Annotated in this window: 14 protein-coding genes; 9 read left to right on the plus strand and 5 right to left on the minus strand. The window is 72.1% G+C overall.

The genetic code is table 11. The features are described from left to right. The first annotated feature begins 39 nt into the window (after nt 1–39). Nucleotides 40–1,068 carry an L-threonine 3-dehydrogenase gene (gene tdh, locus BKK81_RS27915; RefSeq protein ID WP_071019637.1) on the plus strand — a complete coding sequence of 343 codons (1,029 nt, stop codon included), beginning with the start codon at nt 40–42 and terminating at the stop codon, nt 1,066–1,068. Nucleotides 1,069–1,112: 44 nt separating this feature from the next. Here the strand turns inward: tdh and BKK81_RS27920 are convergent, their stop codons facing one another. After that, on the minus strand, nt 1,113–1,550 hold the full coding sequence (locus BKK81_RS27920; protein WP_071019639.1) for a universal stress protein: 438 nt from the start codon (nt 1,548–1,550) through the stop codon (nt 1,113–1,115). Between the two features lie 437 nt (nt 1,551–1,987). Here BKK81_RS27920 and BKK81_RS27925 point away from each other — a divergent pair, with 437 nt between their 5' ends. The 3 genes from BKK81_RS27925 (at nt 1,988) to BKK81_RS27930 (ending at nt 4,060) form a co-directional block, all read left to right on the plus strand. Then, nucleotides 1,988–3,067, plus strand: coding sequence for a Leu/Phe/Val dehydrogenase (locus tag BKK81_RS27925; RefSeq protein ID WP_071019642.1), 1,080 nt, complete (start codon nt 1,988–1,990; stop codon nt 3,065–3,067). A gap of 342 nt (nt 3,068–3,409) precedes the next feature. Beyond that, the gene (locus BKK81_RS36800) at nt 3,410–3,544 is read left to right on the plus strand and encodes a hypothetical protein (RefSeq protein WP_257786758.1); all 135 of its coding nucleotides are present in this window, start codon (nt 3,410–3,412) and stop codon (nt 3,542–3,544) included. Between the two features lie 108 nt (nt 3,545–3,652). Continuing rightward, nucleotides 3,653–4,060 (plus strand): VOC family protein, encoded by a 408-nt coding sequence (locus BKK81_RS27930; RefSeq protein WP_071019644.1) that lies wholly within the window; start codon nt 3,653–3,655, stop codon nt 4,058–4,060. 32 nt (nt 4,061–4,092) lie between these two features. Here the strand turns inward: BKK81_RS27930 and BKK81_RS27935 are convergent, their stop codons facing one another. Continuing rightward, nucleotides 4,093–5,793, minus strand: a complete 1,701-nt coding sequence (locus tag BKK81_RS27935) for a serine hydrolase domain-containing protein (RefSeq protein WP_197523989.1) — start codon at nt 5,791–5,793, stop codon at nt 4,093–4,095. Nucleotides 5,794–6,075: 282 nt separating this feature from the next. Beyond that, on the minus strand, nt 6,076–7,029 hold the full coding sequence (argC, locus tag BKK81_RS27940; RefSeq protein ID WP_071019649.1) for an N-acetyl-gamma-glutamyl-phosphate reductase: 954 nt from the start codon (nt 7,027–7,029) through the stop codon (nt 6,076–6,078). A gap of 190 nt (nt 7,030–7,219) precedes the next feature. On the opposite strand from argC, the gene BKK81_RS27945 reads away from it, so the two are divergent. The 4 genes from BKK81_RS27945 to BKK81_RS27960 all read left to right on the plus strand — a co-directional run bounded on the left by BKK81_RS27945 (nt 7,220) and on the right by BKK81_RS27960 (nt 11,034). Then, on the plus strand, nt 7,220–8,104 hold the full coding sequence (locus BKK81_RS27945) for a LysR family transcriptional regulator (RefSeq protein WP_071019652.1): 885 nt from the start codon (nt 7,220–7,222) through the stop codon (nt 8,102–8,104). Between the two features lie 125 nt (nt 8,105–8,229). Beyond that, nucleotides 8,230–9,228: a LysR substrate-binding domain-containing protein gene (locus BKK81_RS27950; RefSeq protein ID WP_083384490.1), complete on the plus strand. Its 999-nt coding sequence runs from the start codon at nt 8,230–8,232 to the stop codon at nt 9,226–9,228. A gap of 90 nt (nt 9,229–9,318) precedes the next feature. Beyond that, nucleotides 9,319–9,828 (plus strand): RidA family protein, encoded by a 510-nt coding sequence (locus BKK81_RS27955; RefSeq protein ID WP_071019654.1) that lies wholly within the window; start codon nt 9,319–9,321, stop codon nt 9,826–9,828. A 6-nt stretch (nt 9,829–9,834) separates the two neighbouring features. Further along, nucleotides 9,835–11,034: an aminotransferase class V-fold PLP-dependent enzyme gene (locus BKK81_RS27960; protein ID WP_071019657.1), complete on the plus strand. Its 1,200-nt coding sequence runs from the start codon at nt 9,835–9,837 to the stop codon at nt 11,032–11,034. 186 nt (nt 11,035–11,220) lie between these two features. Here the strand turns inward: BKK81_RS27960 and BKK81_RS27965 are convergent, their stop codons facing one another. Beyond that, entirely contained in the window at nt 11,221–11,787 is a 567-nt protein-coding gene (locus BKK81_RS27965; protein ID WP_071019660.1) for a hypothetical protein, read from the minus strand. An 87-nt stretch (nt 11,788–11,874) separates the two neighbouring features. Further along, nucleotides 11,875–12,540 carry an O-methyltransferase gene (locus BKK81_RS27970; protein WP_071019663.1) on the minus strand — a complete coding sequence of 222 codons (666 nt, stop codon included), beginning with the start codon at nt 12,538–12,540 and terminating at the stop codon, nt 11,875–11,877. Between the two features lie 79 nt (nt 12,541–12,619). Here BKK81_RS27970 and BKK81_RS27975 point away from each other — a divergent pair, with 79 nt between their 5' ends. Next, entirely contained in the window at nt 12,620–13,252 is a 633-nt protein-coding gene (locus tag BKK81_RS27975; RefSeq protein WP_071019665.1) for a TetR family transcriptional regulator, read from the plus strand. Nucleotides 13,253–13,330: the final 78 nt, after the last annotated feature.

A 13,330-nucleotide genomic window follows, 5' to 3' on the forward strand; every position in this document is an offset into this window, starting at 1 on the left:
CCGCCCGCCATCGCCTAAGCTGGAAGCAGGAGGTCCAGCATGAAAGCCCTTGCCAAGCTAGAACGCGCGCCAGGCCTGGCGCTGACCGACCTGCCCGAGCCCGAGGTCGGCCACAACGACGTGATGATCCGCATCCGCCAGACGGCCATCTGCGGTACCGATGTCCATATCTGGAAGTGGGACGAGTGGGCGCAGCACACCATCCCCGTGCCGATGCAGGTCGGGCACGAGTACGTGGGCGAGGTGGTGGCGATCGGCCAGGAGGTGCGCGGGCTGGCCATCGGCGACCGCGTCTCCGGCGAGGGCCATATCACCTGCGGCTTCTGCCGTAACTGCCGCGCCGGGCGGCGCCACCTGTGCCGCAACACGGTCGGCGTCGGGGTGAACCGCGCCGGTGCCTTCGCCGAATACCTGGTGATCCCCGCCTTCAACGCCTTCCGCATCCCGGACGATATCCCCGACGAGATCGCCGCCATCTTCGATCCCTTCGGCAATGCCACCCATACCGCGCTGTCCTTCAACCTGGTCGGCGAGGACGTGCTGATCACCGGCGCCGGGCCGATCGGCATCATGGCCGCGGCGATCGCGCGCCACGTGGGCGCCCGCAACGTGGTCATCACCGACGTCAACGACTACCGCCTCGCGCTGGCGGCGCGCATGGGCGCCACGCGCACGGTCAACGTCGCGCGCGAGGACCTGGGCGAGGTGGCGGCCGGCCTGCACATGGTCGAAGGCTTCGACGTGGGCCTGGAGATGTCGGGCGTGCCGTCGGCGTTCGCGGCCATGCTGGAGGCCATGAACCACGGCGGCAAGATCGCCCTGCTGGGCATACCGCCGTCGAGCGTGCCGATCGACTGGAACCAGGTCATCTTCAAGGGCCTGGAGATCAAGGGCATCTACGGCCGTGAGATGTTCGAGACCTGGTACAAGATGGTGGCGATGCTGCAGAGCGGGCTGGACCTGGCGCCCATGATCACGCACCGCTTCCCGGTGGCGGAGTACGAGGCGGGGTTCGCCGCCATGATGTCGGGCAACAGTGGCAAGGTGCTGCTCGACTGGGAGGCCTGACGGCGGGGCGGCGCAAGCGCCTGGCGGCAGGCCTGGCGAGGGATCTAGCGGTAGACCAGCACGGGGATGCTGCCATGCGTCAGCACCTTGCGCGTCTCGCTGCCCAGCAGCATGCCCACCATGCCGCGCCGGCCGTGCGAGGCCATCGCGATCAGGTCGCAGCCCTTGTCGCGTGCGGTGTCGAGGATGGCCTCGTAGGGATGGTCGTGGATCAGCGCCACCGTATCGCAGGGCACGCCGGCTTCGACCGCCTCGCTGGCGAAGCCACCCAGGTAGTCCTCCGCGGCGCGGCTGGCCTCGCGCGCGTACCGTGTGCGGGTGTCGCCCAGCAGTTCCACCTGGTAGGTGTGGAGCTGGAAATCCGGGATCACGTGCAGCAGCGTGAGGCGGGCGCCGATGGCGGCGGCGAATTCCAGCGCCTTGCGGAAGGCGGCCTCGGAGCCCGGGGTACCGTCGACCGGCATCAGCAGGTGTTGGAACATGGCGGGCTCCTTGCGCGGGAAGCGTTGCCGGACAGCGTGCCGGGAGGCGGGTGGGCGGTCCGGGATCGTGCCTTGAGTATAGGCTCGCGCACCCGTGCCGCAATGCGGCCCCGGCCACGTAGCCCGGCCGCACGGTACGGCCCTCCGCTGCGGCGGGCCAGGCCTGGCCCGCCGGATGCCGCCGCCGTCAACTCCCCTGAAACCCTGATGCCGCCGCCGCGCGGATTCCGCTACGATGCGCCCTCGGTGCCGCTTCGCATGGCGGCAACCGCGAGTTTCCCGGGCCAGGCGCCAACACAATTGGCACCCGGTCCGCCCATGATGGCCGCCGCCGCTTGCCGGCAGCTGTCGAACCTGCACCGCTTCGCGACCCGACGCGGTGTGCCGGGAAGGCAGAGCTACCCCTTTGCGCTTCCATTCCTGCTGGAGAAGACGTCTTGACTGCACGCATCCCCGCCGACGCCGCCCGCGGCCTGTTCGGCACGGGCGAAGGCCCGTCCCATGAGCACATCACGCTTGCCACCGACCCCGCGTCGGGCCTGCGAGCCATCATTGCCATCCACGATACGTCCCGCGGCCCGGCCTTCGGCGGCTGCCGCTACTGGACCTATGCGGCCGAGCAGGACGCGCTGACCGACGCCTTGCGTCTGTCGCAGGGCATGTCCTACAAGAACGCGCTGGCCGGGCTGCCGTTCGGCGGCGGCAAGGCCGTGATCCTGCGCGCGCCCGGCCAGACCGACCGCGCGGCGCTGTTCCAAGCCTTCGGCCGCCTGGTGGAGTCGCTGGACGGACGCTATATCACCGCCGAGGATGTCGGCACCACCGTGGAAGACATGCGCGCCGCCCAGGCGGAAACGCGCTATATCAGCGGCCTGCCGCGCGCCGGCGGCTTCGGCGGCAATCCCTCGCCCAAGACCGCCTATGGCGTGTTCGTCGGCATCGAAGCCGCGGTGCAGGTCGCGCTGGGCCGCACCGGCCTGGACGGCGTCTCCGTGGCCGTGCAGGGCCTGGGCTCGGTCGGCTGGGAGCTGTGCCGCCTGTTGCACGAAGCCGGCGCCCGCCTGGTCGTGGCCGACGTCGACGCCGCCAAGGTGGCGCAGGCCGCCGAACGTTTCGGCGCCCGCACCGTGGCGCCGGACAACATCGTCCAGGTGCAGGCCGACGTGTTCGCGCCGTGCGCACTGGGCGCCGTCATCACGCCGGCGGTGGCCGCCGGCTGCGCCTTCCAGGTGGTGGCGGGCGGGGCCAACAACCAGCTCGCCTCGCTGGCCGAAGGCGATGTACTGCAGCGCCGTGGCATCTTCTACGCACCCGACTTCCTCATCAATGCCGGTGGCATCATCAGCTGCGCCCGCGAATTCCTGGGCGGCGCCGACGAGGCCACGGTGATGGCCGAAGTGGCCGGCATCCGCGAGCGCGTGCTGGAGCTGGCCGAACGCGTGCGCGCCAGCGCCCAGGCGCCGGCCCGCGTGGCCGTGCTGTGGGCCCAGGAGCGTCTGCGCGAAGGCGCGGCCTGAGGCCAGGGCACGGCGCCACGGCCCGCCGCCGCGCCGGCACATCGGTGGCGGCGGCGTTGGATGCACATCGAGAGGGAATGCCGGGAGAAGCCGGCAGATCGGCCGATATTCCCGTTGGTGGCGGGCTGACCTAGGGTTTATACTGATCGCCACGCTTCCGCCACGCGGCGGCAGCGAGTGAGAGCGGCCCGCCTGGACGGGCCGCTGACGATTTCAACCCCTGTCCCGCTGTCTCCCGCGCCCCCGTCGCCCGGCCCTCGGCCGTGTGCCCGGCTGTCCCGGCTGCCAACATGCGGGTCGGGCGGCCGTGAAGCTGCACGGCATTGCACCTGGTACTACCCCATGAAGCGGATGGCTGCATTCTTCGTCGTGAGCTGGACAGCCGCGGCGATCCTCCTGTTCTCCCACGACTCCGTGTCGATGCTGGCCCTGAGCGGCGTGGTCGCCTTCGGCGGGCTGGACCTGCTGCGTCCGTAGGCGGACCCCGGCGCGGCGTCGGCGCCATCCGGTGTAGAGTACGACAGCCCGCGCGCCAAGCCGGCCGCGGGGCTCCCTTCCTCCACCCACCGCCCACAGGACCCTGCCATGAGCCTGGTGATCGACCGCTTCGACCATATCGTCCTCAATGTGAAAGACGTGGAGGCCAGCGCCGCCTGGTACGAACACGTGCTCGGCATGCAGCGCGAGGACTTTGCCTCCCGTACCGGCACGCGCGTCAGCGTCAGGTTCGGCCAGCAGAAGATCAACCTGCGGCCGGTCGGCGAAGACACGGTGGCATGGTTCACCGGCGTCCGTCCCACCGCCGGCAGCGACGATCTGTGCTTCATCACCCGCATGCCGCCGAAGGAAGTGGTGGCGCATTTCCTCGCCCACGAGGTGCCGATCGAGGCCGGGCCGGCCGAGCGCACCGGCGCGCTCGGGCCGATGACTTCAGTCTATTGCCGCGACCCGGATGGCAACCTGATCGAGGTGGCGAGCTACCCGGCGGCTTGAGCGGCGGGACGCTGCCGCCATGCCGCGGTGCCTCAGGGCAACCGCCGCACCGAAATCACGCCACGGTCGTACAGCACTGCGCCGTCGACCTTGCCGCCTGCGTCGCGGGTGAACTGGAGCTGCGCGCGGCCGTCTTCGAAGACGAAACGGTCGGGTCGGCCCGGCAGCGGAAAGACCGGCTGCCGCCAGAAATTGCCCAGCCGGACGCCGAGCTGGCCGGCGCTCTGCCGGACATCCAGCTTCAGTTCCGTGCGCAGCAGGCGCTTGCCTGCGTAGCGGCCGTCGTAGTCGGCGGCGCGTGCCGGCTCGATCACCACCGCCGCAGGCGCCGCCGCTTCGGTGCGGCTTGCCGAATAGCTCCCACCGCCTTGATACAGGTCGACGCCGGCTACGCGGCCGTCCTGCCGCCGGAAGACGAATTCGGCGCCGACGGGCGCATCGATGAAGGTATCGGTCCCGGCCGGCTCGAGCGGCCGGAAGCCGCCGCCGGAGAGCCGGCGGTACAGCCGGCCGTCCTGCGCGGCGAAGATCTCCAAGGTGTCCCGGTCGACGCGGTAGCTGCCGCTGACGGCCGCCAGCTCGGCGTCCGACGGCGTACCGCGGGCCGTGGCGGCGGGCGGGTAGCGGCGTGCCAGCACGCCGGTCAGCAGCCGGGATGGCTCGGCATGCGTATTGGCGGCCAGCAGCGCTGCCGCCTCGCCGGTGTCCGGCGCGAACACGAGCAGGGCGCGGTAGCCGGCGGTCAGGCCGTCGTGGAAGTAGGTCCGGTGCGCACCGGTGCCTCGCATCATGACTGCGTAGCCGATCTCTCCGGCGCGGTAGCGGCCGAGCGGCGTCAGCATGCGCGTGGCGGCCGGGCCCAGCGGGCCGGCGCTGCCTGCCGACAGGGCGCGCGCGAAGGCCAGCAGGTCGGTGGTGCTGGAACGCAGCGCGCCCGCGCCGGCCAGGGCATCGAAGTCCCAGGGCGGCGCGGGTTCCAGGTGGAAGTGGCCGGGCACCAGCCGTTCCTGCCGGGCGCCGAGTACCTGCATGGTGTCGTGCATGCCCAGCGGGCCGGTGATGCGCTCGCGCACCAGGGTGGCCCAGGGTTTGCCGTAGTGGTCGGCCAGCAACTGGCCGAGCAGGCCCATGCCGAAGTTGCTGTAGGCGCCGGCGCAGGGCGGCGCGTGTGCCAGCCGCAGGCCGGCCACGGCGGCGTAGAGGCGCTGGCGGTCGATGGCGGCGAAGGGGTTGGGCTCGGTATAGCCCGGAAAGCCGGGCGCCTCGCGCGGCAGGCAGGCGCCATGGGTGGCGAGCTGCCGCAGCGTGATGGCGGCGGTCTCCGGCGCCAGCCGGTAGGCGCCGCCGAGCAAGGTGCCGAGCGAATCGTCCAGCCCAAGCTCGCCGTGCTCCACGGCCTGGGCCAGCAGCAGTCCGGTGAAGAGCTTGCTGATCGAGCCGATCTCGAACAGCGGCTCGGCGCCGGCGGCTGCGCTTTGCACCATGGCAGGACCATCCTCCGACGCGCGGCGCAGCAGCGCCGACTGTTCGTGGTCCTGGCGCCATATGCCGACCGCGACGGTGCCGGGCTCATCGGCCAGGACGGCGCGCGCGATCTGCTCCGGTGGGGTGGTGAAATCGGGAAAGGTTGCCGCGGATGCAGCGTGCGCCGGCAGCGCGGGGGCGGCCAAGGCGCAGATCGTGCCCAGCGCCACGACGACGCGGCAAACCAGGCGAAAACGCAATCCCCTCATGGCATGCTCCCTGGGTTCCAATGACGGGATCCCCGACGATGGTGGCACCGGTACGGATGCCGTGGACGGCATTGTCGGCAAGGGTGTGAGGTCCGGTCAACATGGACGGAACCCGGGCCGGCGGCAGCGCGGGATTGCCGGTGCTGGCCGGGCTCGGGCCGGGACCCGGCGCGCGGCGATCGGCGGGGCTGGGGATGCGCGGAGGCGATCGGGAATGCTGCCGCGATGTGCGGCCTGATGTCGGCGGGCGCCCCGGCCGGTGCCAGGGGCCGCCCGCCCGCGTCAGGCCGCCTGGCGCGCGTCGGCCGCCACGCCCGCCAGCATCAGGTCGAGGTTCTGCACCGCCGCGCCCGAAGCGCCCTTGCCCAGGTTGTCGAACACCGCCGCCAGCAATACCTGCCCATGCTCGCGGTTGGCGAACACGGCCAGGCGCAGGTCGTTGGTGCCGTTCAGCGCCTGCGGGTCGAGGCGGGTGGCGGCGGCCGCCTCGGCCGGCGCCATCACCTCGACATGGCGCGCGCCGGCGTAGTGGTCGGCCAGGCAGGCATGCAGCTTGTCGCCGTCCGTGCCGGAGGCCAGCAGGTCCAGTTCCAGCGCCACCGTCAGCACGATGCCCTGGCGGAAGGCGCCGTAGGCCGGGACGAACGCGGGGCGCCGCGCCAGGCCCGCGTACTGCTGGATCTCGGGCGCGTGCTTGTGCGCCAGGCCAAGGCCGTAGACCTGGAACGGCAGGGCCTGATCGGCGTCCGGTCCCTCGTAGGTATCGACCGCGGCGCGGCCGCCGCCGGAGTAGCCCGACACGGCATGGATGGCGAGCGGGTAAGCGGGCGGCAGCAGGCCGCCCTCCACCAGGGGGCGCAGCAGGCCGATCGCCCCGGTGGGGTAGCAGCCCGGATTGCTGACGCGCAACGCGCCGGCGATACGCTGCGCCTGGCCCGCCGCCATTTCCGGGAAGCCGTAGGTCCAGCCGGCTTGCGTGCGGTGCGCCGAGCTGGCGTCGATCACGCGCACCGCCGGGTTGGCGATGGATGCCACCGCCTCGCGCGCGGCCGCGTCCGGCAGGCACAGGATGGCGATGTCGCAAGCGTTGATGGCCTCGGCGCGGGCGCGTGCATCCTTGCGCTGGCCGGCGGGCAGCGTCAGCAGGCGCAGGTCGTCGCGGTCGCGCAGGCGTTCGTGGATCTGCAGGCCGGTGGTGCCCTGGTCGCCGTCGATGAAAACGAGGGGGTAGCGCATGATGTGGGTCCTCGAAAGTGGCTTGGGAATCGATGGGAAAGCGTCAGCCCGGGGCCGGCGTGGCCGGTACGGGAAGCGCCATCTTGCGCCACCGGATAGAATCGGAAAAGTTGAATTTCATGACGCTGAAGTTCATCTTTCCTGAATGAAGTCCGCTGCCACGGACCCACCCTCAACCGGAGTGCCGCCGATGCGCGAAATCAGCCTGGACCGCCTGCGTACCCTCGTCGCCATCGCCGACCTGGGCTCCTTCGCCGAGGCCGCGCGCGCGCTGCACCTGGCGCCGCCCACCGTCAGCCTGCATATCGCCGAGCTGGAGGCCCGCGTCGGCGCGCCGCTGCTGACGCGCAAGCGTGGCGAGGTGCGGCCCTCCGCCATCGGCGAGACGCTGGTGGAGCGCGCCCGCCGCCTGCTGGCCGATGCCGACCAGGCGCTGGACGACGTGCAGCGCCAGGTGCAGGGCCTGGCCGGGCGGGTGCGCCTCGGCGCCTCGACCGGCGCCATCGCCCACCTGCTGCCGCAGGCGCTGGCCATGCTGGCGGAGCGGCATCCCGACATCGACGTGCAGGTGGCCGTGCTGACCTCCCAGGAGACGCTGGCGCGGCTGGCCGCCGGCACGCTGGAGGTCGGCCTGGTGGCGCTGCCGCAGGCGCGCGTGGCGGGACTGGCCATCCGCCCCTGGCGGCGCGACCCGGTGCTGGCCTTCCTGCCGGCGAGCTGGCCTTGTCCGGCGCGCATCACGCCGGCCTGGCTGGTGTCGCGCCCGCTGATCCTGAACGACGGCACCACGCGCCTGTCGCGCCTGACCGCCGAGTGGTTCGCCAGCGGCGGCCACCGGCCGGTGCCGCGCATCCAGCTCAACTACAACGACGCCATCAAGAGCCTGGTGGCGGCCGGCTATGGCGCGGCGCTGCTGCCGCACGAGGCCACCACGCCGGTGCCGGACGCGCGTGTGGTGATGCGGCCGCTGCGCCCGGCACTGTGGCGGCAGCTGGGCCTGGCACATCGCGCGGGGCAGGTCGAGCGTGCCACCGAGCATGTGCTCGACGTCCTGTGGGCGCTGCGCGCGGCATAGCGGGGACGAAGCGCCCGCGAGGGGCGGGGCCGATGCGCGCTGAGCGCCAGCGTGGCCGCGGCGGTGCGTGAGGCGTGGCGTAGAATGGTCCGCCTTCCGCATCCTGCCTTGTTGCCGTGCCTGCCATGCGTTCCGTGCGCCCCATCCCGCCGCTGCTGTCCCTGCGCGTCTTCGAGGCGGTGGCGCGCCACCTGAGCTTCAGCAGCGCGGCGCAGGAACTGAACGTGACCCAGAGCGCGGTCAGCCACCATATCAAGAAACTGGAGGAAGACCTGGGCCTGCCGCTGTTCGCGCGGCGCCCGCGCGCGGTCGCGCTGACCGAGGCAGGGCAGGCCTACCAGGTCCACGTGGCGGCGGCCTTCGAGCGCCTGCGGCTGGGTACCGAAGCGATCCGCGCCGCGTCCGCGCCGAGCGTGCTGACGGTCGGGCTGCTGGCCTCCTTCGGCACGCGCTGGCTGGCCTCGCGCCTGCGCGGCTTCCACGCGGCGCACCCGGGTATCGAACTGCGCCTGCGGCCCGACATCGCGCTGGCCGACCTCGCGCGCGGCGAGGTGGACGTGGCGATCCGCTACGGCCGCGGCAAGTGGCCCGGCCTGCGCGCGCGCAAGCTGATGCCGGAACGGCTGGCGGTGGTGTGCGCGCCGGCGCTGCTCGCCGGCCCGGGGCGGCCGCCGCGGCGGCTGCGCCCGCAGGACCTGCTGCGCTTCCCCATCCTCAGCTCGCACGCCAGCGAGCCCTTCGAGTGGGCCGCCTGGGCGGCCCGCTTCGGCCTGGACCTGGGCCAGGCGCAGACCGTGCACCTGCATGACTACAACATCGTGGTCGAGGCCGCGTTGGCCGGCCAGGGCATCGCCATGGGCCGTCACCGCCTGATCGGGCCGCAGCTCGCCAGCGGCGCGCTGGTGCACGCTTTGCCCGGCATGGTGCTGGACGACCCGGACATCGGCTGGTGGCTGGTGACGGCGAACGGGCCGCGCGGCGCGGCGCTGGAGACCTTCTGCGACTGGCTGATGGCCGTGGCCGCGCAAGCCGTGGAGGAGGTCGGCAACGCAGGCGCGGCGCCGCTCGGCAAGGACGACGGCGGCATGGATCAATCTGGCTCATCCGTGCGTGCAAAGGATTGATTGGTCAGGCGCCGCGGCCGGCGCTAGCATGGGACTTCCCGATCGCAACCTGCAAGCCGCAACCCGCGATCCCCGACCCGAGCGATCCCCATGACCCAGTCCCTCAGCGCACGCGCGGCCGAACTCGGCCTGCACCTGGAGGCCGCCGCCGCGCCGGCCGCCAACTATGTTCCCTTCGTGCAGGAGGGCAACCTGCTGTATATCTCCGGCCAGATCGCGCGCCGCCAGGGCGAGACGGCCTGCGTCGGCCACCTCGGCGCCGAGGTCACGGAAGCCGAGGGTATCGAGGCGGCGCGATTGTGCGCGCTGGCTGTGCTGGCGCAGATCGCGGCCGCCACCGGCGACCGCCTCGACCGCGTGGCGCGCATCGTGCGCCTCGGCGTCTTCGTCGCCAGCGCGCCGGGCTTCCGCCGGCAGAGCGCGGTGGCCGACGGCGCCTCCAACCTGATGGTGCAGGTCTTCGGCGAGGCCGGCCGGCACGCGCGCAGCGCCGTCGGCGTGGCGGAGCTGCCCACCGGCAGCGCCGTCGAGATCGAGGCCGTGGTCGCCCTGCGGCCGCTGGACGCGCCGTCCGGCCAGCCTGGCCAGCCCGCAGCCTGATCCGCCATGACCGCACTGCTCACCGACGCCGCAGTCGACGCCTTGCGCGCCGCCACGCCCGGCACGCGCACGACCATCCACTTCAACCACGCGGGCGCTTCCTTGCCCTCCGCCGCCACCCTCGGCGCGATCCACGCCCACCTGGAGCGCGAGGCCACGCGCGGGCCGATGGAGGCCGGCGTGGCCGCCGCGGAGCAGAGCGAGCAGGCGCGCGTGCTCGCCGCCACGCTGCTCAACGCCGGGCCCGACGAGATCGCCCTGACCGGCGGCACCTCGCAAGGCTGGGGCAGCGCCTTCGCCGCGCTGGGCCGCTGGCGTGCGGGCGAGCGCATGCTGGTCAGCCGCCACGAATGGGGCGGCAATCTTGCGGTCATGCAGTTGGCGGCACGCGAGGCCGGGGCTTCGGTCGAAACCATCCCCTGCGCGCCGGACGGCACGGTCGATCCCGCCGCGCTCGAGGCCATGCTGGACGAACGCGTGCGCCTGATCGCGCTGACCTGGCTGCCGGCCAACGGCGGCCTGATCAATCCGGCCGAGGCCGTGGGCCAGGTGGCGCGCCGCCATGGCATCCCGTACTTCGTCGATGCCGCGCAGGCGGTCGGCCAGTTGCCGGTCGACGTGGCCCGCCTCGGCTGCGACGTGCTGAGCGCGGCTGGCCGCAAGGCGCTGCGCGCGCCGCGCGGTACCGGCCTGCTCTATGTACGGCGCGGGTTCCTGCCGCGCATGGCCACGCCGGCCTGGGTCGACCGCCATGCCGCGCCGCTCGACGCCCATGGCGAGCCGCGGCTGCGCCAGGACGCCGGCCGCTTCGAAGCGGCGGAGGCCTCGCTGGCGCTGCGCTGCGGTCTCGCCAACGCGCTGCGCGAAGCGCTGGCCATCGGCCTGCCGGCCATCCGCGCGCGGATCTTGGCCACGGCCGCCCACCTGCGCGCGGAGCTGGCCGCGGTTGCCGGCGTGACGGTGCTCGACGCGGGCACCGAACGCTCCGGTCTGGTGGCCTTCCAGGTGGCCGGGCACGAGCCGGCCGCGCTGCAGCGCGCGCTGGCGGCACAGGGTATCTCGATCGGCACCAGCGGCATTCCCTACACGCCGCTCGACATGCGCGCGCGCGGCCTGGACCAGGTGGCGCGGGCATCGGTCAGCTACCTGACCACGGTGGAGGAGGCAGGGCGGCTCGTGGCGGCCTTGCGAGGGTTGCCGCGCTGAGGGCGATGGCCTCAGCCGTGCCACGCGGCGACGTTGTGGCAGGACCAGGGGCTACCGGGCAGGACGACGAGCGCCGGGCCGGCTTCGGCTCACTGCGCGACAGGCCGGAAGCGAAGGCCGGAGCTGGCGCGTGGTGGCTGCGGCGGCCGGGGACGCACGCGATGCGCCTGCCCGGGGCCACGCTTCTCAGGCGCCCCCCTGTTGGCGGCGCACTTGGCGCGATGCAGGTTCGGCAGCCTGCCCGAGAACGCGATTGGCCCGGCGGATGAAGGCCCAATGCCAGGCCCAGAAGGCGAGAGCGGCCAGGCCGGCGGCCGATCCCAGCGCGTTCGGCAGCAATGAGACGAGCTGCGCCGCACACCAGCCGATGCCGCTTGCCAGGCCGAAGGAGCGGAACCGCGCCAGGCCTGCGTGGGAACGCGCTTGCGCCTCCAGGGAGCGCGCGACGTTCGCCACGATGCAGAAGTCTTCGATGAAGTTGTAGGGCAGCAGGAACATCAGCCATACGCTGGCAGGGGAAGCGCGGCGGGCCTGTGGCGAGACCAGCGACAGCGACGTCTTCAGGTCACGGGCGTACAGGTAGACCAGGGCGAGGAAGACCAGGGCCACGGCCGCGCCGGTGCCCTGACCGAAGCGCTGCATTTCAGCGAGGATGCCGCCGCCGGCCTCGGGGTGGAAGAAGGGATAGGCCAGGCCGTAGCCGACCGGGACGCTGAGCAATGCCTTGAGGAAGATCCGTGGTGCTGGTTTCATGTGGGTGGCAGGATGGGGTATCCAATGGGCAGGGCGGGAACTGCGCGATTGCCTTGCCAATCCGCCATGATGCCAGTCAGCGCAGGCTCAGCCCAGCCGCATCGACAACTCCACATCCTCCGCGAATGGCACCGACAGATAGCCTGCCGCCGGCGCGCGCACGCGCGCCAGGTATTCCGGGCTGTCATCGGCGTTGTCGGCCACGATCAGCGCACCGGGCCGCAGCCGGCTCTCCACCAGGGCGAGGATGTCGGGGTAGAGCGCCTTGGCGCCGTCGAGCAGCAGCAGGTCGATGCGCGCGGGCAGGTCGGAGGCCAGTGTCTGCAGGGCGTCGCCCACACGGATTTCCACCAGGTCGTGGAGGCCGGCGGCGGCCAGGTTGGCGCGGGCGCGCGTTACCTTGGACGGCTCGAACTCGCTGGTGATCAGGTGGCCGCCGCCGTTGTCACGCAGCGCCGCCGCCAGGTGCAGGGTCGAGATGCCGAAAGAGGTGCCGAACTCCACGATGCTGCGCGCGCCGCAGCCGCGCGCCAGCAGGTAGAGCAGGCGGCCGGTTGCGCGCGAGACCGGCAGCGGCACGTCCTTCAGGCGGCCATAGAGCTCGAGATAATCGGTCTTGCTCTGCAGCAGCCGTGCGCGCTCGGCCGGCGCGAGGTCGGCGAAGCCCGCAAGCAGCGCCGGCGAGGCCGCGTCGGCCTCGGCGAACAGGCGTTCCAGCAAGGGAGCGACGGGGGAGGTGGTCAGGGTAGTCATCGGGCTTTCCTCATTGAAAGAGTGAAACCTATAATGCGACGAATCCTTCAGGTTTTCTATTCGCATTGCCGACCACCCCATGCCGCCGCGCCGAAACACCCAGATTGCCTCGCGAAAACAGCCCCGGCAGGCCCGCTCCACCGAACTGGTCACGGCCGTCCTGCAAGCCGCTGTTCAGGTTCTGGCCGAAGAAGGCGCGCCACGTTTCACCACCGCGCGCGTGGCCGAGCGGGCCGGCGTGAGCGTCGGCTCGCTGTACCAGTACTTCCCCAACAAGGCGGCCATCCTGTTCCGCCTGCAGAGCGACGAATGGCGCCGGACCACCGAACTGCTGCGCGCCATTCTCGAAGACCGCGCCCGGCCGCCGTTCGAACGGCTGCGCGTCCTGGTGCACACCTTCCTGCGTTCCGAATGCGAAGAAGCCGCCATCCGGGGGGCGCTCAACGACGCCGCACCGCTCTATCGCGATGCGCCCGAAGCGCAGGAGGTGAAGGCGGCGGGGCAGGGCATCGTCGACGCCTTCATGCGCGAGGCCCTGCCCGCGGCCTCGGACGCGACGCGGGCGCTGGCCGGCGGGCTGATCGCCAGCACGCTCGGCGCGGTCGGCAAGCAGTTCTCGGAGGCGCCGCGCTGCGACGAGGAAATCGATATCTACGCGGACGCCATGGCCGATATGTTGGTTGCCTATCTCGAGCGCCTGGGCCGTGCGTGATTCCGGCTTGACGGCAGCGACAAGCGGGCGCACCTTGGCATGTCGGTACCACGACCGCCCGGTTGGCCGCCGGCGGCA

Source organism: Cupriavidus sp. USMAHM13 (assembly GCF_001854285.1).
GTDB classification, from domain to species: domain Bacteria; phylum Pseudomonadota; class Gammaproteobacteria; order Burkholderiales; family Burkholderiaceae; genus Cupriavidus; species Cupriavidus malaysiensis.